Source organism: Azospirillum sp. A29 (genome assembly GCF_042604625.1).
GTDB classification, from domain to species: Bacteria; Pseudomonadota; Alphaproteobacteria; order Azospirillales; family Azospirillaceae; genus Azospirillum; species Azospirillum palustre.
In genome coordinates, this window is sequence record NZ_CP170467.1 from 966712 (window position 1) to 990412 (window position 23701).

Below are 23701 nucleotides of genomic sequence, written 5' to 3' on the forward strand. Positions count from 1 at the left end.
CGCGGGGTTAGGGATCGCGGGCGACGCGGATGCCGTAGGCGGCATAGCCGCTCTCGGCCGCGTCCACCCGGCGCACGGCGGAGCGGACATAGCGCGGGTTGCTGTGCCACGACCCGCCGCGCATCGTCCGCTGCGAACAGGTCGCTTCGGACCGTCCGTCCGGGGCGCAGTCCTCCACCCACTGCCAGACATTGCCCAGCATGTCGTAAAGGCCGAAGCCGTTGGCGCGGTAGCTGCCGACCGGCGACGTGAACAGGGCGCCGTCGCGGCAGTTCGCCACCTCCCAATCGGTGAAGCGGTCCTTGGCCGACAGGTCGGCGACGTTCGCCGCATCGCATCCCTTGGCCGGATCGTCACCCCACCAGCGCGCGGTCCGGGTGCCGGCACGGGCCGTATATTCCCACTCCGTCTCCGTCAGCAGGCGATAGCTCTTGCCGGTCCGGCGGCTGAGCCAGTCCACATAGGCCTTGGCGTCGTACCAGCTCACACAGACCGCCGGGTCGTTGTTCGTCTGCACGAACCCCGGTCGGCGCCAGGAGAAATGCCAGCGCGGCAGCAGCTCCGTCTCGCCGGCATAGCCGCGGCAGACCGTCCGTGGCCGATAGCCGCTGTCCTGGATGAAGCTGGCATATTCGCCGCGGGTGACCGGATATTTGCCGACGGCGATGGGATGTTGGACCGACGCCGGGGTTTGCGGCGGCTCGTCGGGAAACCGTTCCGTCTCCGTGGCCGGGGAGCCCCGGAGATAGCTGCCGGCGGGGATGGTGACCAGGACGGGCGCGTCGGGATGGTCCCAGACCTCGCGTGCCGGGCTGCTCGCCTGCCAGACATGGAAGGTCGCCAGCCGTTCGGTCCGCCAGCCGGTCAGATCGTCCGGCTCCACCCGGCGCCAGCCGGCCAGCGCCGTCAGCATCAGGATGAGGGCGACGACCGCACCGACGGAGCCGGGCAGGGTGACGGTCATGGCGGGGATGTCTCTTGCGGAGGTGCCGGTGCGGATCATGGAGCCATTTCCCCGCAGCGCGCCGCGTCCGGCAACCGCGCGTCCGTGTCCCGGTCGGGGCACTTCCAGCCGGTACCCCAACCGGTATTCGGGCACCACAGCCGGAGGTTTGCCCCTTTGCGTTATGGCGCAAGCGGTAAGCGTCGAAGACGGCGCCCTGCTGTTGGTGCGGGCAGACGTTCAACGGAGCGTTGATACCACAGGAGAAACACATGGCTGCCTATCCCGCGGACCTCACGCGCGCGCTGTTCGTTACCGGCCTGCGCAACGCCCATGCGGTGGAACAGCAGGCACTGGCCCTGATGGACCGCCAGCTTGACCGTCTGGTGAATTATCCCGAGGTCTCCGACCACCTGCGCATGCACCGTGGCGAGACCGAGGGTCAGATCACCCGCATCGAGCAGATCCTGGACCAGCTTCAGGAAAGCCATTCCGGGCTGAAGGACACCGCCCTGTCGATCATGGGGAATCTGGCCGCACTTGGCCACAGCTTCGCCGAGGACGAGATCCTCAAGAACTCCTTCGCCAACTACGCCTTCGAGAATTTCGAGGTGGCGAGCTACCGGTCGCTGCTGACGGTGGCGGAGGCCGGCAACTTCGCCTTCGCCACGCCGCTGCTGCAGACCTCGCTGCGCGAGGAGGAGGCGATGGCCTCCTGGGTGATCGAGAACGTGCCGACGCTGACGCTGAAGTACCTGTCGCTGAAGGCCAGCGACCAGACCGCCGGCCGCTGACGCCGGTCGCTGGGCCGTCTTCTGCATTCATGGTGGCCGGGAAGGACAAGTTCTTTCCCGGCCATCGCTCTGTTGCAATGCAGCATTCCCATGGCGTCCGGATTTTGCCCGGTGACGAGTCGGGGGACTTTGCCGTAAGAAACTTGGCGGGGTTTCAAAACGGATGGTTCGCCCGTGCTTCGATCGGTCTCTCTCTGCCTGTTCATCGCCGCGGTCGGCGGTCTTGCGGGCTGCACCTCCGACTATTCTCCCAACACCTACGCCTCCAGCGCGGTCCAGCAGGCCAACAAGGTCGAGCCGGGCATCGTCGTCGGCTTCCGTCAGGTGGCGATCAGCGCCAACGGCACCGTCGGTGCCGTCAGTGGCGGTGCGGCCGGCGGCATCCTGGGGGCGCAGGTCGGGACGGGCGGCATGAACGCCGCGCTCGGCACCGTCGGCGGCACGGCGATCGGCGGTCTGCTGGGCACGGCAATGGAGCACATCGCCGGCGACACCAACGGCTGGGAATACATCGTCCGCAAATCGAACGGCGAATTGCTGTCGCTGACCCAGAAGGAGCCGCAGCCGCTGCCCATCGGCCAGAAGGTGCTGGTCATCACCGGCAGCCAGGCCCGCATCGTCCCCGACTATTCCACCCCCGCCGATCCCGAGCCCGCCAAGGCCGATGCAACGAAGCCCGAGGCTGCTAAATCGGAGACGGCCAAATCTGAGATGTCCCGGCCCGAAACGCCGAAATCGGACATCAAGGCGGTGCCGCTCGCCCCGCCTGCCGAACCGGCTCCAGCGGCCGCTCCGGCCGAGCAGTCCGCCACCGGTCCGGCGCAGCCTTCCAACGGCGGTGGGCCGGTCCGCCTGACCGCCCCCACCGACAATCCCCCTGCCGGCCCCGCCCCCACCGCTTCCACGGCAGGAGCGGAACCGGCAGCGGCGGCCCCCGCCTCGCCCCCCGCTGCTCCCTCGGCCCCGGCGGAGACGAAGCCGGCCGAGTAGCACCATACTTGTCCGAATGGACAGGATGGCGCACAGTTCGGTGATCCAATCAAGTTCACCGACCGAGGCCCCATGTCCGCCGCCGACCGTTCCGCCGCCGCTCCCGTTCCCGCCATGACGAAGGAGGAATTGGAGGATCTGATCCGCGAGGGGGTTCCGCTGGTCGGGAACTTCGGCATCGTCGTGGAAAGCCTGGGCGCCGGCACCATCCGCCTGCGCCTGCCCTACAAGGACGATTTCGTCCGCCCCGGCGGCACCGTCACCGGCCCGGCGATGTTCGGATTGGCCGACGTGGCGCTCTACGGTGCAGTGCTGAGCCTGATCGGCCGGGTCGAGCTGGCGGTGACCACCAGCATGACCATCAACTTCCTGCGCCGTCCGCCGCCCGTCGCCATCGTCGCCGAGGCGCGCGTCCTGAAGCTGGGCAAGCGGCTGGCCTATGGCGAGATCCTGCTGTTCTCCGAAGGCGATCCGGAACCGGTCGCCCACGTGACGGGAACCTACTCGATCCCGCCGCACGACCCCGTCTCCGTTGCGGTATCAAACTACCGCATGAATGAAGCGCCATAAAAACTCCTTTTGAATCAATGGGTTTGAGGAAGCGGTATCTAATTACCACTCTCGCAAGTCATTGAAAATAAATGATAATTTTTCCGTTGACAGAGGTGTACTCCGGCCCGTAGAAAACCGTCCGCTTCGGCGCCCCGGTATCGGCGGCCAGCCGATCCGTATTCGAAGAAACGAGTGTGGCGATGAAGACCTTCAATCTGAAGCCGACCGAGATCGAGAAGAAGTGGTACGTCGTCGACGCCGACGGCCTCGTTCTCGGCCGGCTTGCCAGCATCCTGGCGAACATCCTGCGTGGCAAGAACAAGCCGACCTACACCCCCCACATGGATTGCGGCGACCACATCGTCGTGATCAATGCTGAGAAGGTGAAGCTGACCGGCAACAAGCGCGACGCCGACATCTTCTACTGGCACACCGGCTATCCGGGCGGGATCAAGGGCCGTTCCAAGGGCCAGATCCTGGACGGTAAGTACCCGGAGCGTGTGATCGAGAAGGCCGTGGAGCGCATGGTTCCGCGCGGTCCGCTCGGCCGCCAGCAGATGACCCACCTCAAGGTCTACAAGGGTGCCACGCATCCGCACGATGCGCAGCAGCCGGTCGCCATCGACATCGGCGCCCTGAACCCGAAGAATAAGCGGAGCGCGTAAGCATGGCCCAGGTCACCACCACCCTCTCCGGCCTTAAGGAACTGACGGGCGCCGCCGCCACCGCGACCGTCTCCGAGGAGCTCGCCGCTCCGAAGCTGGACGCCCAGGGCCGCGCCTATGCCACCGGCAAGCGCAAGGACGCCGTCGCCCGCGTGTGGATCAAGCCGGGCTCCGGCAAGGTCACCGTGAACGGCCGCGACCAGTCGGTCTACTTCGCCCGTCCGGTGCTGCGCATGATGATTGCCCAGCCGTTCGGCGTGACCGAGCGTTCGGAGCAGTTCGACGTCGTCGCCACCGTCGCCGGCGGCGGTCTGTCGGGCCAGGCCGGTGCCGTCCGTCACGGCATCTCCAAGGCGCTGACCTACTTCGAGCCGGCCCTGCGCCCGCCGTTGAAGGCCGCCGGCTTCCTGACCCGCGACGCCCGTACGGTCGAGCGTAAGAAGTACGGCCGCGCCAAGGCCCGCCGCAGCTTCCAGTTCTCGAAGCGCTAATCCCTACACGGGCCTGCTGCTTTACGGTACAAGCGAGGGGCGCCCCGAAAGGGGCGCCCCTTTCTTTTTGCGCTGTCATCGCGCTTTCGCTTATTCCGGATACAGGTTTCACCCGTCTTCAGATCGTCTTCAGCGAAGGACATTGCCTCCATGGCCTCGATCAGCATTCCGGGCAGCACTCCCGGCGGTTCGAAAATCCGCGTCGGCATCCTGGGCGCTTCCGGTTACACCGGCGCCGAACTGGTGCGCATGCTGCTGCGCCACCCGAATGTGGAGATCGCCGCGCTGACCGCCGAACGACAGGCCGGGAAGCCGATGGCGGAGGTGTTCCCGCATCTCGGCGGCTATGGCCTGCCCGATCTGGTGAAGATCGAGGAGCTGAAGTGGGACAACCTCGACTTCATCTTCTGCGCCCTGCCGCACGGCACCACGCAGGAGGTGGTCGCCGGCCTGCCGAGCGGGCTGAAGGTGGTCGATCTGTCCGCCGATTTCCGCCTGACCGACCCGGCCGAATACGCCACCTGGTACGGGCATGAGCACCGCGCCGTCGACCTGCAGAAGGAGGTCGCCTACGGCCTGACCGAGTTCAACCGCCAGGGCGTGCGCAAGGCGCGGGTGGTGGCGAACCCGGGCTGCTACCCGACCTGCTCGCTGCTGCCGCTGCTGCCGCTCCTGCTGGAGAACCAGATCGAGCCGGGCGGCATCGTCATCGACGCCAAGTCCGGCGTGTCGGGCGCCGGCCGCGACGCCAAGCAGGCCAACCTGTTCACCGAGGTGTCGGAAGGCTTCAACGCCTATGGCGTCGGCTATCACCGCCATATGCCGGAGATCGAGCAGGAGCTGCGGCTGGCCGCCGGCCGTCCGGTCACCGTCTCCTTCACCCCGCATCTGGTGCCGATGAACCGCGGCATGATGGCGACCATCTATGTCCGCCTGGCCGACGGCGTCACCGCCGACGACCTGCGGGCGACGCTGGCCGCCCGCTATGCCGACGAGCCCTTCGTCGGCGTGACTCCGGCCGGCGTGGTGCCGGCGACGCGCCATGTCCGTGCCTCCAACCACAATCTGATCGGCGTGGTCGCCGACCGCGCCCCGCGCAGTGCCATCATCGTGTCGGTGATCGACAATCTGGTGAAGGGCGCGTCGGGTCAGGCGATCCAGAACATGAACGTCATGATGGGGCTGGGCGAGACGACCGGCATCGATCAGGCGCCGCTTTTCCCGTAATCGGCTACCGCGAAAGGATAGGTGGGGGGCTGTGACAGCGTTGTGGCCCCCTGTCCGCACTGTTGCACAGAGGCACCAATCGGGATTTGCTTTGGCCTGTCAATGCGAAATCAGGTGGTGCCTTAAGCCTTACGGTGCTTCAATCCGGCCCGTCATGCACGACTTCGGTACGACCTGATGACTGGCCTTGTCCGCGCCTTCAACGGCATCCTGCCCACCGTCGACCCGACCGTGTTCATCGCGGAAACGGCGGCGGTGATCGGCGATGTCGTGATCGGGGCGAACAGCAGCATCTGGTACGGCTGCACCGTGCGTGGAGACGTCAACGAGATCCGAATCGGCGCTCGCACCAACATTCAGGACGGCACCGTGATCCACGTGGCCTCCGAAGGGCAGGGCACCTACATCGGCGACGACATCACCGTCGGCCACATGGCGTTGCTGCACGCCTGCACGCTGGAAGACGGCTGCTTCATCGGCATGAAGGCCTGCATCCTGGATGGGGCCTATGTCGAGTCGCGGGCGATGGTCGCGGCCGGTGCTCTGGTGACGCCCGGAAAGCGGGTTACGTCCGGATTTTTGTGGGCCGGCAGCCCTGCTAGACCGGTTCGCGAGCTTACGGAAAAGGATCTCGCGGTTTTTCCTGTGCTCAGCCACCGTTATACGGATTTGGCAGAATCATACCGGAAAAGCTGCTATGGAAGTGGAGCATAGGTCAAGGTACAGGTACGGTTCGGCCGAACGGCTGAGGTGTCGGAACATCGCCGCACACCACATGTTGGGAAGGTCGCTGCCGCGCTTGCACGTGGGCCGTTGCTTCGATTGATACGTTCATCCCCCGCAGGCACTCTGATGGGGAAGGGTTCTGGAAGGGAGTGAAGACAATGAAGACTATTGTTCGCGCGGGTCTGGCTGCCATCCCGGCCGCCATCGTCGCTTTCGGTCTGTCGGCGGCCGCCAATGCCCAGGACGCGAGCCTGGTCGGCAAGGGCACCCAGTGGTGCAACCCGGTCATCGGCTGGACCGGTCAGGTGTCGGAAGGCGTCGCCGCCCGCACTGCTGACGGCGGCTATGTCATCCATCAGGGCAGCTATCCGTGCCCGCCGGCCGCTGCCGCTCCGGCTCCGGCCGCCGTTGCCGCGGTCCAGAGCGAATATCTGGTGTTCTTCGACTGGGATAAGTCGAACATCACCCCGGCCGCCGATCGCGTGATCGGTGACGCGGTGTCGGCCATCCTGAAGAACGGTGGCGCCAAGATCCACGTCGTCGGCCACACCGACACCTCGGGTTCGCCGGCCTACAACCAGAAGCTGTCGCTGCGTCGCGCCGACGCGGTCAAGAAGGCCCTGGTCGCCAAGGGCGTCCAGGCCGCCAACATCACGACCGAAGGCAAGGGCGAGAGCCAGCTGCTGGTCCAGACCGGTCCGAACGTCCGCGAGCCGTCCAACCGTCGTGCGCAGATCCTGCCGCGCCTGCTGAACGCTCCGTCGTCCTAAGGACGGTTGGCAGGGGGCCGCTCCGGGGGTTTCGGAACGGCCTTCCCGCCTGCGGGAGAAACCACAGGAAAAAGGCCGCGCCGGGCTTCCCGGTCGCGGCCTTTTTCTTTTCCAGCTGTCAGCGTCGTCCGCGCCTCACCCCGCGGTCTGGGCCGGGTCCTGTTCCGGCTCGCCGGCGGTCAGCCGCAGGGGCACCACGCCCGCCCACACCGGGTGAGCCATATCCTCCGGATCGTCGGCGGGCGGGCCGGAGCGCCGCTTGGCCGATGCCTCGGCGATCGGGAAGGCCAGAACCGATGTGGCCTTCAACTCCTGCACGTTGGGCGCCCGCACCTTGGTGCTGCGGCCGGGTTCGATCTTCTCCATCAGCGCATCGAGGGCGGCGCGCTTCTCCGTCTCCTCCGACACCAGTCGCGGCCGGCCGAACAGCATGACCGAGCGGTAGTTGACGGAGTGATGGAAGGCCGAGCGCGCCAGCACCCAGCCATCGATCAGCGACAGCGTGATGCAGGCCTCACCCCCCTCCTGCAACCGGCGGATCATCCTGCTGGACGAGGCGCCATGGATCATCAGCTCATCGTCCACCCGCCAGGGGACCGTCGGGATCACCATGGGGGAGGGGGAGCCATGGCCCTTGATCGCATCGTCGACGAAGCCGACGTGGCAGATCGGCGCCTCGTCGATGATGGCGTGGATCTGGGCGACGTCATGGCTGCCGCGGTCGCCCAGCCGCACCGGACGGGTGCGCGGGGTCTGTGCCAGGGCAGCGGAGGAAACGGAGGCGGCGGAATCGGTGGGGGCGGAATCGGCAGAAAGGCTGGTCATTGTCGTGCTCAGGGCCGGACTGTTGCGGTGATCCAGAATGGCCGGCAGAATGGCTCCTTCAAAAGGTCCGGAATGTCGATTCCATAGGGACCAATTTCACCGGCCGCTTTGCTTGACCCTCGCGAGGATCGCCATGGCCCGTTCGGCACGTCCGGTTCTGTCAAGCCTGGGGCCGGTGGCGCTCGACCGGGACGGGGCGGAGCCGCTCCACCGCCAGCTCTACCGTGCTCTGCGTCAGGCGGTGCTGGACGGCCGCCTGCGTCCGGGCGAGCGCCTGCCGCCCAGCCGGGCGCTCGCCACCGAATGGGCTTTGTCGCGCAACACGGTGGTCACCGCCTACGACACGCTGCTGGCGGAGGGGTACGTCACCGGACGGGTCGGTGCCGGCACCTTCGTCGCCGCCTCCCTGCCCGATGCGGCGCCCGGCGGTATCTCAGGCCGCGACGAGGCGCGCCGGGGTGTCGGGTTGTCCGCCCGTGGCCGGGCGCTGGCGGAGGCGCCGTCCATCGCCCGCGACCGGGTGGGGCGGCCCTTCGCGCTCGGCACGCCGGACTTGGGGGTCTTTCCCTTCGCCATGTGGGCGCAATTGATCGGCCGCTGCTGGCGCCATGGCGGGCGGGCGCTGGCGACGGAGCCGGACCCGCTGGGCTACGGCCCCTTGCGGGCGGAGATCGCCGCCTATCTGCGGGCGGTCCGCGCCGTGCGCTGCGAGCCGGAGCAGGTCGTCATCGTCTCCGGCGCACAGCAGGGATTGGCGCTGATGGCGCAGCTGCTGCTCGACCCCGGTGACGAGGCCTGGGTGGAGGAACCGGGCTGGCCCGGCAACCGCGCCGCCCTGCTGGGGGCCGGTGCGCGGCTGGTGCCGGTGCCGGTGGACGGGGAAGGCATCGACGTCGCCGCCGGCATGGCCCGCGGGGCCGATGCCCGGCTGGCGCTGGTCACCCCGTCCCACCAGTTCCCCCTGGGCGTGACGATGAGCCTCGCCCGCCGCCTGCGCCTGCTGGACTGGGCGGCGGCGCGCGACGCCTGGATCGTCGAGGACGATTACGACAGCGAGTTCCGCTATGCCGGCCCGCCGCTGGCCGCCCTCCAGGGGCTGGACGGTGCCGGCCGTGTCATCTATGTCGGCAGCTTCAGCAAGGTGATGTTCCCGGCGCTGCGGCTCGGCTATGTCGTGGTGCCGCCCGATCTGGTGGAGCCGGTGCGCGCCGCGCGCCGCCATTTCGACGGCGGGACCAGCGTGGTGCCGCAGGCGGCCCTGCACCGCTTCCTGGCCGACGGCCATTTCGCCTCGCACCTGCGGGCCATGCGCTCGCTCTACGCCGTCAAGCGCACCGGCATCCTGGCGTCTGTTGCCGACGCCTTCGCCGGCTTCGCCACCGCCGAGGCCGGGGAGGCCGGCATGCACATCCTGCTCCGCCTGCCGCCGGACTGTCCCGACCATGCCCTGGCCAGGCAGGCGGCCCGCATCGGCCTGACCACGCCGCCGCTGTCCACCTACTACCGCGCGGATGGCGGGCGCACCGGCAACGGCCTGCTGCTGGGCTTCGCCGCCCACGACCCGGCGGCACTCGACCGCGCCGTGCGCGATCTGGCGCGGCTGGCGGCCGACAGGCCGACGGGCTAAACCGCTTCCGCCACCTGCTCCACCGCCGGCACTTCCCAGGCCGGGTAGCGCAGGCTCAGCTGGTGGGGGCGGTCCTGCATGTCCGGCACCAGGCGCAGCACCGCCGGGTCGGCGCGCATGGCGTCCTCGCCGGCCATATGGACGATGCCCAGGCGGCGGTTGGGCAGGAAATACTCCACCAGTTCCCGCCGCTCCGGATCGAAGCGCCAGGGGCCGATGTAGTTGCACCACTCCGGCAGAAGCTCGACCGACAGCCCGTCCAGATAGATGGCGCCGGCCATCGCCAGCTGGTCGGAGGTGAACAGCCCTTGCGCAGCACCCGCTTCTGCCAGCGCTGGAACGCCTCCCAATGCGGGGCGTCGGACTTCAGCGCATAGGCGCCGGCATTCAGGGTCTGTCGGGTCGCCAGCGCCTGGCATTCCGCCGTGTTCAGGCCGGCGCGGCTGGAATTCTGGTACAGGATCGACCGCACCCGCGCGAAGCCGCCGAAAAGCCAGTTCAGCCGCAGCTCCGTTTCCGAAAAGCGGCCGAACTGGGCGACGATGGCGAAGCGGTTCAGCGCCGCCCCGCGCCGCAGCATCTCCACCGCCTCCCAATCCTGCACCCAGGCGTCGGCGTCGATCCAGATCACCGTGTCGTAGCCGGGGAAGTAGGTCGGCAGATGCAGCTTGGCGAGGTTGGCCTTCAGATGGATGCGGTTGCGCAGCTTGTGCGCCGGGATGCCGACCGGCCAGGGCGGCGTCACCACCGCGGCGTCCTGCGCCTTCAGCTCCGTGATCTGTTAGGCGGTGAGGCCGGCATCGATCACACCGATGGGGCACTCCGCCGCCGGCTTCAATGCCCGCAGGGAAGCGATCAGTTCGCGGATCAGCGGGCAGTAGCGGGAATCGCCACCGGTCACGACGATGAAGGACCCCAGCATGACATACCTCGCACGACATACGCCTAAAGCGGTATGTACGGCCAAGCTGCCCACATAATCCTTCGGCGTCAATCTGCGTCCACTCCGGATTGCCGCACATTCGAACGAACCTCCCGGCACCCTCGCTGAAGGTTGTACACCCTGGTTTCCGCCGTCCCGCCTATCCGGAAGTCAGGGGTTGTCTGATGGCCGCCCGGGTGAAACCTTCGACCGGTTGGCTTGTTTCCGTTCCGTGTTCCCGCGACACGTGTTCCGTCAATCGCTTCTCGAAAGTGCTGGACTCATGATCGATCGGCAGGACCGGCTCTGGTACAAGGACGCCGTCATTTATCAACTGCACATCAAGGCGTTCTTCGACGCCGACAATGATGGCATCGGCGATTTCGCCGGCTTGACCCAGAAGCTGGACTACATCCAGGAATTGGGTGTGACGGCCGTGTGGCTGCTGCCCTTCTATCCATCGCCGCTGCGCGACGACGGCTATGACATCGCCGACTACACCTCGGTCAACCCGACCTACGGGAACCTGGATGACTTCCGGCGCTTCATGGAGGAGTGCCGCAAGCGCGGTCTGCGGGTGATCACCGAGCTGGTCATCAACCATACCTCCGACCAGCATCCCTGGTTCCAGCGCGCGCGGGAGGCGCCTCCGGGCTCCAACCACCGTGACTATTATGTCTGGTCCGACAGCGACCAGAAGTACCAGGGCACGCGGATCATCTTCTGCGACACGGAGAAGTCCAACTGGACCTGGGATCCGGTCGCCAACGCCTATTACTGGCACCGCTTCTATTCGCACCAGCCCGACCTGAACTTCGACAATCCCGAGGTTCTGGAGGAGGTGCTGAAGGTGATGCGCTTCTGGCTGGACATGGGGGTGGACGGGCTCAGGCTCGACGCCATCCCCTATCTGAAGGAGCGCGAGGGCACCAACAACGAGAACCTGCCGGAGACCCACGACGTCCTGAAGGCGATCCGCGCCGCGCTCGACGCCGAATACCCCGACCGCATGCTGCTGGCCGAGGCCAACCAGTGGCCGGAGGATGTGCTGCCCTATTTCGGCGATCCGGAGAAGGGTGGCGACGAATGCCACATGTCCTTCCATTTCCCGCTGATGCCGCGCATCTACATGGCGGTGGCGATGGAGGACCGGCATCCCATCGCCGACATCATGCGCCAGACGCCCGACATCCCGGCCGACTGCCAGTGGGCCATCTTCCTGCGCAACCACGATGAACTGACGCTGGAGATGGTCACCGACACCGAGCGCGACTATCTCTGGAACTTCTATGCCGCCGACCGGCGCATGCGGATCAACCTCGGCATCCGCCGCCGCCTCGCCCCGCTGCTGGAGAACGACCGCCGCAAGATCGAGCTGCTGAACAGCCTGCTGATGTCGATGCCCGGCACGCCGGTGCTCTATTACGGCGACGAGATCGGCATGGGCGACAACATCTATCTCGGCGACCGTGACGGCGTGCGCACCCCGATGCAATGGTCCATCGACCGCAACGGTGGCTTCTCGCGCGCCGACCCGGCGCGGCTCTATCTGCCGGCGGTGCTCGACCCGATCTATGGCTTCATGGCCGTCAATGTCGAGGCGCAGTCCCGCAACCCCTCCTCGCTGCTGAACTGGATGAAGCGGCTGGTGGCGGTGCGCAAGCAGCGCCAGAGCTTCGGCCGCGGCAGCTTCTCGCTGCTCTATCCCGGCAACCGCAAGGTCCTGGCCTATATCCGCTCGCTTGAGACCGAGAACGGGTCGGAGATCGCGCTGTGCGTCGCCAACCTGTCGCGCTCGGCCCAGGCGGTGGAACTCGACCTGAAGACCTGGAAGGGCCGCATCCCGGTCGAGTTGCTGGGCCGCACCGTCTTCCCGCCCATCGGCGATCTTCCTTATCTGCTGACCCTGCCGGCCTACGGTTTCTACTGGTTCGCCCTGACCGCCGAGGCGGAGCTGCCGACCTGGCACGAGACGCCGCCGGAGCCGGTGCCCGACCTGCTGACGGTCGTCGTCCGCGACGGTTGGCACAGCCTGACCAGCGGCAAGGCGGCGGACGAGCTGGGCCGCGATGTCCTCCAGGGCTTCCTGCCGCAGCAGCGCTGGTTCTCCGCCAAGGACCGCCGCATCACCCGCTCGCACGTCACGCTCGCCGCCCAGCTTCCCGGGCCGGGCGAGGGCTTCATGCTGGTCAGGACGCAGGTCGGGCTGGATGGGAATACAGCCGACCAGAGCTATTTCCTGCCGCTGGCGATGAGCTGGGAGGACGGGGCCGGCGGCACCGGCTGGCCGCTGCTGCCCTACACGCTGGCCAAGGTGCGGCGTGGGCCGCGGACCGGCGCCATCTATGACGCCGTGCAGGCCGACGGTTTCGCCCTGGCGCTGATCGGGGCCATGCGGCGCGGCGACACGCTGAAGGCCACTGCCGGCGAGGACAGCATCCGCTTCACCGCGACCGAGGCGCTGACCGCCATCGAGCTGTCGCCGGAGGCCGAGGTGCGGCGCCTGGGCGTCGAGCAGAGCAACACCTCCGTCCTGGTCGACAGCCAGATCGTGCTGAAGGTGCTGCGCCGTCTGGTGGAGGGCGAGCATCCCGAGGTCGAGATGGGGCGCTTCCTGACCGAAGTCGGCTTCGCCAACACCCCGGCCCTGCTGGGCACGGTGGAGCAGGTCGCCGCCGACGGCACGCCGACCGCGCTGGCGGTGGCGCAGGTCTTCGTCCGCAACCAGGGCGACGGCTGGGCCAGCACGGTGGAGGAGCTAGAGCGCCAGCTGGAGGACATCCGGCTGGGCGTCGCCGGCACCACCGAGGACGCCGCCGAATCGGGCGAGCCCTTCGGCATGCATCTGGTGATGATGACCACGCTGGGGCAGCGCACCGCCGAACTGCACCGGGCGCTGGCGCAGAACACCGGCAAGCCGGCCTTCGATCCGGAGCCGATCACCGCCGGCGATCTGGCAGGTTGGGCCGATGCCGTCCGCACCCAGGCGGAGGCCGCCTTCGCCGCCCTGCCGGGGACGCTCGACCGCCTGTCGGCCGACATGCGGACCGACGCCGAACAGCTGCTGGCCCGCCGGGCCGAAGCGATGGAGCGCATTTCGGTGTTGGCGTCGATGCCGGCCGGCGGCGTCAAGACTCGCATCCACGGCGACTATCACCTGGGGCAGGTGGTGCGGGCACAGAACGACTGGTACATCCTCGACTTCGAAGGGGAGCCGGCCAAGACGCTGGAGGAACGCCGCGCCAAGTCCAGCCCGCTGCGCGACGTGGCGGGCATGCTGCGCTCCTTCAACTATGCGGCCTGGGCGGCGCTGTTCCGGCTGGACAGCGCCGGCGAGGGGGCCAACAGCGGCGACAGCCCGGCGCTGGCCGCCGCCCGCGACTGGGAACGCCGCAGCGCCCGGTCCTTCCTCGACGGCTACCGCACGGCCATCGAGGGCTGCCCGGCCTTGCCGGAGGCGGAAGAGACCGCGCGCGGCCTGCTGACTCTGTTCCTGCTGGAGAAGGCCTTCTACGAGATCGGCTACGAGGCGGCGAACCGGCCGAACTGGATCGGCATCCCGGTGAAGGGCGTGCTGGGCCTTCTCGACGATGCCAACGAGGCGGGCGCGAAGGAATAAGCGGACAAATCCGCGGCGGGCATGGTGTGACGAAACCGCCGCGGGTATGTTCACGTCCGGAGACGGCGTTCCGGCGTCGGCCGTCATTCCTGCCTTTGCGGGGATGACGGCGTTGGGACAGGTATGGTCCACGAGACGATAGAGCCTCCACGAAGAAGGGCACTTGGCCAATGGCGAGCGACATGACGACGGACACCCGCAAGGACCAGGCGCAAACCGGCGTCTCCGAAAGCCGCACCCCTGAACAGCGCGCTGCCGACCATCGGGCCGAGGCGCTGCGCGCGGCGGCGGACGCCATCGCGCGGGCCGACCATGGCGATCCCTTCGCCGTGCTGGGCATGCAGCAGGAAGCGCCCGGCCGCCCGGTGGAGGTCCGCGCCTTCGTGCCCGGTGCCGAGCGGCTATGGGTGATCGACAGCGCCACCGGCGAGCCGGCGGGCGAGGCCGAGCGCATCCACCCGGACGGCTTCTATCTCGCCGTGCTGCCCGACCGGACGGAGCGTTTCCGTTACCGCCTGCGCGTCCAATACCCGCTGGCGACCCAGGAGTTCGAGGACGCCTATCGCTTCGGCAACATGCTGGGCGAGCTGGACGTCCATCTGCTGGCGGAAGGCACCCACCTGCGCAATTACGAGAAGCTGGGCGCCCACCCGCGCGAGGTCGACGGCGTCGCCGGCGTGGCCTTCGCCGTCTGGGCGCCGAGCGCCCGCAGCGTCAGCGTCGTCGGCGATTTCAACAACTGGGATGGCCGCCGGATGCCGATGCGCCGGCGCGTCGAGGTCGGCGTCTGGGAGATCTTCGTCCCCCACGCCCATGCCGGCCAGCGCTACAAGTTCGAGATCCGGGGCCCAGGCGGCAACCTGTTGCCGGCCAAGGCCGATCCCTACGCCTTCCAGGCGGAGATGCGCCCGGCGACCGCCTCGGTCGTCCACGGCCTGCCGTCCTACGAGTGGCGCGATCAGGACTGGCAGAGCCGCAAGCTGGCCGCTTCCGACCGCACCGCACCGATCTCGATCTACGAGGTCCATCTCGGGTCCTGGGCGCGGGTGCCGGAGGAGGACAACCGCTTCCTGACCTATCAGGAACTGGCGGAGCGGCTGATCCCCTACGCCAAGGACATGGGCTTCACCCACATCGAGCTTCTGCCGATCACCGAGCATCCGTTCGACGGTTCCTGGGGCTACCAGCCCATCGGCCTCTATGCGCCGACCGCCCGCCACGGCTCGCCGGAGGATTTCAAGGACTTCGTCAACGCCTGCCACCGCGCCGGCCTCGGCGTGCTGCTGGACTGGGTGCCCGGCCATTTCCCGACCGACCCGCACGGGCTGGGCGATTTCGACGGCACGCATCTCTACGAGCATGCCGACCCGCGCCAGGGCTTCCACCAGGACTGGAACACCCTGATCTACAATTTCGGCCGGACGGAGGTGCAGAACTTCCTGCTGGGCAACGCGCTGTTCTGGCTCGACCAGTACAAGCTGGACGGGCTGCGCGTCGATGCCGTCGCCTCCATGCTCTATCTCGACTACAGCCGCAAGGAAGGGGAGTGGGTCCCCAACAAGTTCGGCGGGCGCGAGAACCTCGAATCCATCGCCTTCCTCAAGCGGATGAACGAACTGGTCTACGGCCAGCAGCCGGGCGCCATGACGGTGGCGGAGGAATCCACCTCCTGGCCGATGGTGTCGAAGCCGACATATCTCGGCGGTCTCGGCTTCGGCTACAAATGGAACATGGGGTGGATGCACGACACGCTGCACTACATGCAGAGCGATCCGATCCACCGCCGCTACCATCACCACGAGATGACCTTCGGGCTGATCTACCAGTTCTCCGAAAATTTCGTGTTGCCGCTCAGCCATGACGAGGTGGTCCATGGCAAGGGCTCGCTGATCAACAAGATGCCGGGCGACGACTGGCAGAAATTCGCCAACCTGCGCGCCTATTACGGCTTCATGTTCGCCCATCCCGGCAAGAAGCTGCTGTTCATGGGCGGCGAGTTCGCCCAGTGGCAGGAGTGGAGCGAGGCGCGCAGCCTGGACTGGCACCTGCTGGACCAGCTGATGCACCGCGGCATGCGCGATCTGGTGCGCGACCTGAACGGCCTCTACCGCGAGCTGGAGCCGCTGCACAAGACCGACTGCGACCCGTCCGGTTTCGAATGGATCGAATCGAACGACAACGAGAACTCGGTCTTCACCTTCCTGCGCAAGGCCGACGAGTCCGGGCACATCGTCATCGCCGTCTGCAACTTCACGCCGGTGCCGCGCCAGGGCTACCGCGTCGGCGTGCCGCTTCCCGGCCGCTATGTCGAGCGGATGAACACGGACGACGCGAAATACGGCGGCAGCGGCCTCGGTAACCCCGGCGGCGGCGTCTATGCCGAGGAGATGCCCTGGCATGGCCGCACCCACTCGCTGGACCTGACGATTCCGCCGCTGGGCACGCTGATCCTAGAGCGGAAGGCGGAGTAGCGTCGCCCACCCCAAGCCGCCACCATTCGCCAACCCGACACCCATCCCTTCTCCCGCCTGGGGAGAAGGTTAGGATGAGGGGGCGGCGCGGGCGGAACGCCTGCGCCAGGGGATTGCCAAGGGGCAGTATGCCCCTTGGTGGCGCGCGATCCGCGCGCCGGCCCCCTCACCCTCCCCACGCCCGAGGCATGGGTCCCCTCCCTCTCCCCGCTATCGGCGGACCAAAGGTCCGCTTGTCGCGTCAGCGCAAACTTCGTTTGCGCGAGAGCGGGGGAAAGGGCCAGCCGCCGCGACCGTCAGCCCGACCTCGCCACCCGGTCCCTTTGCCAACCTCCCTTGACGCCGCCGGAGGGAGGCTTTCTTATTGGATCCCTTGTGTCTTTTCGGGGAACCGGTGAGGCGTGCGCTGGCTGATGGTCGACAGGAACCCCGTTCCCTCCCTTGATGACGCGATGCGGACCCGGCGGGAAAACCGCAAGGTGCGGTGCTGCCGAGGGTGTGGAACACTGGAACAGCGCCCGAAAACTGTTTCATCCTGTTCCAAACGTTCCATCCGCCGGCCTCCCTCCGGGCGATTTGCCGGACCGGCGGCCCTGCCGATCACCTCCACGACCTCCACCACACAGGCCGCCCGCTGATGCCCTCCACCCCCGCCCGCACCCCGGTCTGGCCCGGCAAGCCCACTCCGCTCGGCGCCACCTGGGACGGGTTCGGCGTCAATTTCGCGATCTTCTCCGCCCATGCCGAGCGGGTGGAACTTTGCCTGTTCGACAAGACCGGCCAGCGCGAGGTGGAGCGGGTCACCCTGCCGGAGCACACCGACGAGGTCTGGCACGGCTACCTCCCCGACGCCCGGCCCGGCCAGCTCTACGGCTACCGCGTCCACGGGGCCTACGAGCCGGAGGAGGGACACCGCTTCAATCCGAACAAGCTGCTGATCGACCCCTATGCCCGGGCGCTGTTCGGCGGCTTCAAATGGTCGGACGCCCATTACGGCTACCGGGTCGGCTCGACCAAGGAGGACTTATCGTTCGACCGGCGCGACAATGCCCGCGGCATGCCGAAATGCCGGGTGGTGGACGGCGCCTTCACCTGGGGCCACGACCGCCACCGCCGGGTGCCCTGGACCGACACGGTTCTCTACGAGACCCATCTGCGCGGCTTCACCATGCGTCATCCCGACGTACCGGCCCATCTGCGCGGCACCTTCGCCGGGATGTCGACCCAGAACGTCATCGAGTATCTGCGGGCGCTCGGCATCAGTTCGGTGGAGTTCCTGCCGGTCCAGGCCATCGCCGACGAGCAGCACCTCGTCACCCGCGGCCTGACCAACTACTGGGGCTACAACACCATCGGCTTCTTCGCGCCGGAGCCGCGCTACATGAACACCGGCGTCCTGTCGGAGTTCAAGACGATGGTCGCCCGCCTGCACGAGGCGGGGATCGAGGTCATCCTCGACGTTGTCTACAACCACACGGCGGAAGGCAACCATCTGGGGCCGACCCTGTCCTTCAAGGGCATCGACAATCTCAGCTATTACCGGCTGATGCCGGACAGTCCGCGCCACTACATCAACGACACCGGCACCGGGAACACACTGGATTTCAGCCACCCGCGCGTGGTCCAGATGGTGATGGATTCCTTGCGCTACTGGGTGACGGAGATGCATGTCGACGGCTTCCGCTTCGACCTCGCCACCGTGCTGGCGCGGGAGCCCTACGGCTACGATCCCGGTTCGGGATTCCTCGACGCGGTGCGCCAGGACCCGGTGCTGGCCGACGTCAAGCTGATTGCCGAGCCGTGGGACGTCGGTCCCGGCGGCTATCAGGTCGGCAATTTCCCGCCGGGCTGGGCCGAATGGAACGACCGCTACCGCGACACCGTGCGGCGCTACTGGCGCGGCGACGACGGCATGCTGCCGGAACTGGCCGGGCGCATCGCCGGCTCGTCCGACCTGTTCGAAAAGCGCGGGCGCCGCCCCTGGGCCAGCGTGAACTTCATCACTGCCCATGATGGCTTCACCCTGCACGACCTCGTCTCCTACAACGACAAGCACAACTGGGCGAACGGCGAAGAGAACCGCGACGGCCATTCCTCCAACTGCTCCTGGAACCATGGGGTGGAGGGGCCGACCGACGATCCGGCGGTGACCGGACTGCGGGCGCGGCAGAAGCGCAACATGCTGGCGACGCTGATGCTGTCGCAGGGCACGCCGATGATGCTGGCCGGCGACGAGTTGGACCACAGCCAGGACGGCAACAACAACGCCTATTGCCAGGACAACGACATCACCTGGCTGGACTGGAGCAAGCGCGACGGGTCGCTGGTGTCTTTCGTCCGCCGGCTGATCGCGCTCCGGCGTGCCCATCCGGTGCTGCGCCGGCCGCTCTTCCTGCATGGGCGGGAGGTGGCGGAAAACGGGCTGAAGGACATCGTCTGGTACAACGCGCAAGGGGTCGAGAAGACCGCCGAGCATTGGCGCAACACCCAGGCGCGCTGCATCGTCCTGCTGCTGAACGGCCGCGCCGGCACCCATGTCGGTCCGGACGGGCAGTCGCTGTCCGACGGCGTCCTGCTGATCGTGCTGAACGCCCATGCCGACACCCTGACCGTGACCCTGCCCGACGTGCCGGGCGGCCGGGGCTGGCGCTGCGTGCTCGACACCCGCATCGACGACGGGGCAGGGGACGAGCGCATCCATCTGGCCGGACGGTCGGCGCTGGTCGACGGGCGCACGGTCCTTGTCTTCACCCTGGTGGAGCAGGCGGGCATGTGACGGGGCGGGCAGGAGAGATGGGCGGAAGATATTGGGCAGGAGACAGGCCATGCGGTGCCCTGCGATCCTTTGCCCACTGTCCCTCTCCCGGGCGGAGATGCTACCGCGACGGGCGGAGACAACGTGTGTTACGCTGTGCGGCGCGTTTCCGTCACAGCCGCAGCGGAGCTTCGGGTAGGACGATGCCGGATTACGATTTCTCGCAGGTCGACGCCGCGATCATCGACAGCCAGCTCAACACCGCGCGCGTGTTCCGCGACGTGCTGATCCGGCTGGGCTTCCGGCGGGTGGAGCTGTTCGATTCGGTGAAGGCCGCCGCCGGCCTGCTGGGGTCGGTCATGCCCGATCTGGTGCTGGTCGATGCCGACGGCGAGGATTCCGAGGCCTTCCATTTCATCCGGGCCCTGCGCAACGAACCGACGGTGCCCAACCCGTTCGCCTGCGTCATCGTCACCACCTGGGCGCCGACCCCGGCGCTGCTGACCCGCGTCACCAATGTCGGCGGCGACGATTTGCTGATGAAGCCGGTGTCGCCCAAGCAGGTGCGCGACCGCATCGTCAGCCTGATCGAGGCGCGCAAGGGCTTCGTCGTCACCGCCGACTACATCGGGCCCGACCGCCGCAAATCGCCGCGCGAAGGGGCGCAGGTCCCGGTTCTGGACGCACCCAACACTTTGAGGCTGAAGGCGACCGGCCAATGGACGCAGTCCGGCGCCCGCATGCTGCTGAACGAGGCGGTCGCCACCGTCACCACGCAGAAGCGGCTGCGCGCCAGCATCCAGGTCGCTTTCCTGGTGGAATTCGCCCTGGTCGGCCTGGCGCGGCAGGCTCCGGACCGCATGTCCATCGACCATGTCGGCCGCATCGGCGGTTTTCTGGACGATCTGCTGCGCCGGCTGGGCGACGATGGCGACCATGCCCCCGTCGAGGCGGTCGCCCGTGCGATCAAGACGCTGGCCGACAAGGTGCGTGCCGCCGCCGAAACCGGTCCGGTTGCCGCCGACGACCGCGACCAGTTGCAGGCGCTGTCCCGCGCCCTGATGCAGGCCGTCGATCCCGACCGCGCGCTGGAGGCGATGACGCACGAAGTGTCGTCGGCCGTTGCCGGCTACCGCAGCCGGCTGGAGCAGATCGCCCAGGCCAAGGCCGCCGCTGCTGCGGCGCTGACGGCCTCCACCGCCGCCGCGGCCGACGAGGGCGCGATTGAGCCCATCGCACTGTCCGCCCCGTTGCCGGCTGCCGCCGGCACAGCCCTGTCCGCCGGCTGATGGGGGCCGGCTGATTGGGGAACGCCGATGGCATAGGCCGCCGTGCGGCATTGACGCCGACCGTTGCCGCCCCAATCCCTAAGCCCCACCCTTCCTTCCGTACAACCCGCGGGGACCCTGCATGAGTGATCTCGACCGGCTGGCCGATCTGCTTGGACTTGAACCTCACTATCACGACATCTGGGGCAACCGGCGGGAGACGTCCGCCGCCACCAAGCGGGCGCTGATCGCCGCCATGGGGTTGCAGGCCGCCACGGATGAGGAGGTCGCCGACAGCCTGCGTACGGTCGAACGCCGGTCCTGGAGCCGTCCGCTGCCGCCGGTCCTGATCGGCGGGGAAGGGCAGGGGATCGGTCTGGAGGTCGCCCTGCCGGCCGGGCTCGACGAGGCCGCGCTGGTGTGGGAGCTGACGCCGGAGGGGGGAACCGCGCAGGGCGGCCGTGTCGCGGTCCGCGACCTGCCCGTCACCGCCCGCGCCGCCCTGGACGGCACGGCCTACGAGCGCCGTGCGCTGGGCGCCCTGCTGCCGGTGTCCCTGCCCATCGGCTATCACCGGCTGGACCTGCATGTCGAGGCTGCCAGCGGGACGGGGCCGTCTGGCTCTACCACCCTGATCGTGGCACCGGAACGCTGCGTGACGGTGGAGGAGATGGTGCCTGCCGGCCGCAGCTGGGGCATCGGCTTGCAGGTCTATTCGCTGCGGTCGGAGCATGACTGGGGCATCGGCGATTTCGCCGACCTCGCCGGCTTCGCCGAAGTCGCCGGGCGGCTGGGCGCCGGGCTGGTCGGGCTAAGCCCGCTGCACGCCCTGTTCCCGGCGGACCCCAACCACATCGGCCCCTATTCGCCGTCCAGCCGCCAGTTCCTCAACATCCTTTACATCGACCCGGGCGCCGTTCCCGAATTCGCCGGCGCCGACGATCTGCAGGTTCGGATCGCGGATCCCGCCTTCCAGGCGGCGCTGGCATCCGCCCGGCAGGCGGAGCTGGTCGACTACCCCGCCGTCGCTGCGCTGAAGCTGCCGCTGCTGGAGGCTCTGCACGCCCGCTTCCGCAGCCTCTCCGACGACCACCCGCGCAAGGTCGCCTATGCCGCCTTCCGGCAGGACATGGGGGCGGCGCTGGATCGCCATGCCCTGTTCGATGCCCTGCACGAGCATTTCTTCCGCCAGGATTCCGCACAGTGGATGTGGCGGAGCTGGCCGGCCGCCTTCCAGGACCCGCAGAGTGCCGAGGTGGCGGATTTCGCCGCAGCGCACGCCAGCCGCGTCGACTTCTTCGCCTGGGCGCAGTTCGAAGCCGACCGCCAGCTGGGCGAGGCTGCGGCACGCGGGCGGTCCGCCGGCCTCGCCATGGGCTTCTACCGCGACCTTGCCGTTGCCGCCCATCCCGGCGGCGGCTCCGCCTGGGCCGATCCGGCGATGCTGGTGCAGGGCGCCAATGTCGGAGCCCCGCCCGACCAGTTCAACATGAACGGCCAGAACTGGGGCTTGGCGCCCTTGTCGCCGCTGGGCCTGCGCGAGTCCGCCTATCGCCCCTTCATCGAGCTTCTGCGCGCCAACATGCGCCATGCCGCCGCGCTGCGCATCGACCATGTGATGGCATTGCAGCACCTGTTCTGGATTCCGGAGGACGGCAGCCCCGGCGCCTATGTGGCATATCCCTTCCACGACCTGCTGCGCATCGTGGCGCTGGAGAGCCGGCGCAACCGGTGCGTCGTCATCGGCGAGGATTTGGGCACCGTGCCGGACGGCTTCCGCCCGGCCCTGGAGCAGGCCGGCATCCTCAGCTACCGCGTGCTCTATTTCGAGCGCACCGCCGACGGCGGCTTCAAGTCCCCCGCTGAATATCCGGCCGGTTCGATGGCGACGGTCAGCACCCATGATCTGGCACCCTTCAAGGGCTTCTGGACCGGCCGCGATCTCGACTGGCGCAAACAGCTGGGCCTTTATCCCGACGATGCCAGCCGCGACAAGGACCGCTGGGACCGCGGCGTCGACCGCTGGCGCCTGTTGCAGGCCCTGTCGCGGGAGGGGCTGCGCCCGGACAGCTATCCCACGGAGGACGGCGACCAGCCGTTCCGCGTCGAGCTGTCTGCCGCCGTCCACGCCTATCTGTCGCGCACGCCATCCCGCATCGTGATGGTTCAGATCGAAGATGCGCTGGCCGACGACGAGCAGCCCAACCTTCCCGGCACGGTGGACCAGCACCCCAACTGGCGTCGCCGCCTGCACCGCAAGCTGGAGGAGCTGGAGGCTGACGAAGATCTTCGCCACATCGTCGCTCCGATGACCGGCATCGCTCCGCGATGATGACAACCGCCGCCGGCCTGGAGAAAACCGGGCCGGCGGCGGCGGTTGGAAAAAAATGCATCCGGAGCGAAAAAAGCTCTTCACAGCCCGGCACATGGTCGCTATAAACCCGCCCACACCACGGGGCACGGCGAACAAGCCGCCCCGGTGACGGTCTGGGGGATCGTCTAGCGGTAGGACAGCGGACTCTGACTCCGCCAGCCTAGGTTCGAATCCTAGTCCCCCAACCAACCTTTCCCAGAAGCTCTTGTACATCAGGCACCTGAGGCCGGCGGCTCCGGGACCATCCCGGCGAGTCCGCCAGCTGTGTCAGCAACCTGTGCCTTCACGCGCGCGCGGCGCTCATCAAGACGGAGCCGCCAATGCCGCTTGCCCCTCACTTCTACCGCCGCTATGTACCGCCTCGCTATTCGTCCATCGCTGAATCCCTTTTCAGCGCCAGTGGAACACCTCGATAAACCGGTCTTTCTGGCCGGTTAAAGCCATGGCACGGGGTTCGTCCGGTGAGAAACCGGCAATTTTTGGAACAGAATCCCGACTTTAGCCCGAAAAACCAGAAATATGCAGTGGTTTCGGCGCTATATGGCGCAGTTCGCCCCTCGAGCCAGATCAGGCGTCGGAAATTTTAGGCGAGGTTGGCGATCCCAATCTTCACCGTCGCGCGAGCGAAGCCGATGGTGCGGATGAACAACGCCATGCTTGCCGGAAATGCACCATGCTGTCA

At 67.7% G+C, this 23701-nt stretch carries 19 protein-coding genes and 1 tRNA gene; 16 read left to right on the plus strand and 4 right to left on the minus strand.

What is annotated here, in order from left to right:
* Positions 1-7 precede the first annotated feature (7 nt).
* Positions 8-1003: a formylglycine-generating enzyme family protein gene (locus tag ABNQ38_RS32515; protein WP_377810409.1), complete on the minus strand. Its 996-nt coding sequence runs from the start codon at positions 1001-1003 to the stop codon at positions 8-10.
* Between the two features lie 212 nt (positions 1004-1215).
* Between ABNQ38_RS32515 and ABNQ38_RS32520 the strand changes: the two genes are divergently transcribed.
* From ABNQ38_RS32520 to ABNQ38_RS32555, 8 genes are all read left to right on the plus strand, one after another.
* The gene (locus ABNQ38_RS32520; protein WP_377810410.1) at positions 1216-1737 is read left to right on the plus strand and encodes a ferritin-like domain-containing protein; all 522 of its coding nucleotides are present in this window, start codon (positions 1216-1218) and stop codon (positions 1735-1737) included.
* Between the two features lie 174 nt (positions 1738-1911).
* Positions 1912-2727: a hypothetical protein gene (locus tag ABNQ38_RS32525; RefSeq protein WP_377810411.1), complete on the plus strand. Its 816-nt coding sequence runs from the start codon at positions 1912-1914 to the stop codon at positions 2725-2727.
* A 72-nt stretch (positions 2728-2799) separates the two neighbouring features.
* A complete protein-coding gene (locus tag ABNQ38_RS32530; RefSeq protein ID WP_377810412.1) occupies positions 2800-3297 on the plus strand; it encodes a PaaI family thioesterase in 498 nt (165 codons plus the stop codon).
* Between the two features lie 182 nt (positions 3298-3479).
* A complete protein-coding gene (rplM, locus tag ABNQ38_RS32535) occupies positions 3480-3944 on the plus strand; it encodes a 50S ribosomal protein L13 (protein WP_098737140.1) in 465 nt (154 codons plus the stop codon).
* 2 nt (positions 3945-3946) lie between these two features.
* Complete coding sequence (rpsI, locus tag ABNQ38_RS32540; RefSeq protein WP_098737139.1) at positions 3947-4435, plus strand: 30S ribosomal protein S9; 489 nt, start codon at positions 3947-3949, stop codon at positions 4433-4435.
* A gap of 150 nt (positions 4436-4585) precedes the next feature.
* Positions 4586-5662: an N-acetyl-gamma-glutamyl-phosphate reductase gene (gene argC / locus ABNQ38_RS32545; RefSeq protein ID WP_377810413.1), complete on the plus strand. Its 1077-nt coding sequence runs from the start codon at positions 4586-4588 to the stop codon at positions 5660-5662.
* A 177-nt stretch (positions 5663-5839) separates the two neighbouring features.
* On the plus strand, positions 5840-6376 hold the full coding sequence (locus ABNQ38_RS32550) for a gamma carbonic anhydrase family protein (protein ID WP_377810414.1): 537 nt from the start codon (positions 5840-5842) through the stop codon (positions 6374-6376).
* 170 nt (positions 6377-6546) lie between these two features.
* Positions 6547-7158 carry an OmpA family protein gene (locus ABNQ38_RS32555; RefSeq protein WP_109048901.1) on the plus strand — a complete coding sequence of 204 codons (612 nt, stop codon included), beginning with the start codon at positions 6547-6549 and terminating at the stop codon, positions 7156-7158.
* Positions 7159-7293: 135 nt separating this feature from the next.
* Here the strand turns inward: ABNQ38_RS32555 and ABNQ38_RS32560 are convergent, their stop codons facing one another.
* Positions 7294-7983: a pyridoxamine 5'-phosphate oxidase family protein gene (locus ABNQ38_RS32560; protein ID WP_377810415.1), complete on the minus strand. Its 690-nt coding sequence runs from the start codon at positions 7981-7983 to the stop codon at positions 7294-7296.
* Positions 7984-8116: 133 nt separating this feature from the next.
* On the opposite strand from ABNQ38_RS32560, the gene ABNQ38_RS32565 reads away from it, so the two are divergent.
* Positions 8117-9610, plus strand: coding sequence for a PLP-dependent aminotransferase family protein (locus ABNQ38_RS32565; protein ID WP_377810416.1), 1494 nt, complete (start codon positions 8117-8119; stop codon positions 9608-9610).
* On the opposite strand, the gene ABNQ38_RS32570 is transcribed toward ABNQ38_RS32565, so the two are convergent.
* Positions 9607-9960, minus strand: a complete 354-nt coding sequence (locus tag ABNQ38_RS32570) for a hypothetical protein (RefSeq protein WP_377810417.1) — start codon at positions 9958-9960, stop codon at positions 9607-9609. The genes ABNQ38_RS32565 and ABNQ38_RS32570 overlap by 4 nt on opposite strands.
* Before the next feature lie 75 nt (positions 9961-10035).
* On the opposite strand from ABNQ38_RS32570, the gene ABNQ38_RS32575 reads away from it, so the two are divergent.
* A complete protein-coding gene (locus ABNQ38_RS32575; protein WP_377810418.1) occupies positions 10036-10251 on the plus strand; it encodes a hypothetical protein in 216 nt (71 codons plus the stop codon).
* A gap of 140 nt (positions 10252-10391) precedes the next feature.
* On the opposite strand, the gene ABNQ38_RS32580 is transcribed toward ABNQ38_RS32575, so the two are convergent.
* Positions 10392-10532, minus strand: a complete 141-nt coding sequence (locus ABNQ38_RS32580; protein ID WP_377810419.1) for a hypothetical protein — start codon at positions 10530-10532, stop codon at positions 10392-10394.
* Positions 10533-10815: 283 nt separating this feature from the next.
* Here ABNQ38_RS32580 and treS point away from each other — a divergent pair, with 283 nt between their 5' ends.
* The 6 genes from treS (at position 10816) to ABNQ38_RS32610 (ending at position 23207) form a co-directional block, all read left to right on the plus strand.
* Positions 10816-14151, plus strand: a complete 3336-nt coding sequence (gene treS / locus ABNQ38_RS32585) for a maltose alpha-D-glucosyltransferase (RefSeq protein WP_377810420.1) — start codon at positions 10816-10818, stop codon at positions 14149-14151.
* A gap of 182 nt (positions 14152-14333) precedes the next feature.
* Entirely contained in the window at positions 14334-16622 is a 2289-nt protein-coding gene (glgB, locus tag ABNQ38_RS32590; protein ID WP_377810421.1) for a 1,4-alpha-glucan branching protein GlgB, read from the plus strand.
* A gap of 637 nt (positions 16623-17259) precedes the next feature.
* Positions 17260-19398, plus strand: coding sequence for a glycogen debranching protein GlgX (gene glgX, locus ABNQ38_RS32595; RefSeq protein ID WP_377810422.1), 2139 nt, complete (start codon positions 17260-17262; stop codon positions 19396-19398).
* 182 nt (positions 19399-19580) lie between these two features.
* Complete coding sequence (locus tag ABNQ38_RS32600; RefSeq protein WP_377810423.1) at positions 19581-20666, plus strand: two-component system response regulator; 1086 nt, start codon at positions 19581-19583, stop codon at positions 20664-20666.
* A gap of 121 nt (positions 20667-20787) precedes the next feature.
* The gene (gene malQ / locus ABNQ38_RS32605; RefSeq protein ID WP_377810424.1) at positions 20788-22977 is read left to right on the plus strand and encodes a 4-alpha-glucanotransferase; all 2190 of its coding nucleotides are present in this window, start codon (positions 20788-20790) and stop codon (positions 22975-22977) included.
* Positions 22978-23133: 156 nt separating this feature from the next.
* Positions 23134-23207 (plus strand) — tRNA-Gln (locus ABNQ38_RS32610).
* The last annotated feature ends 494 nt before the right edge of the window (positions 23208-23701 follow it).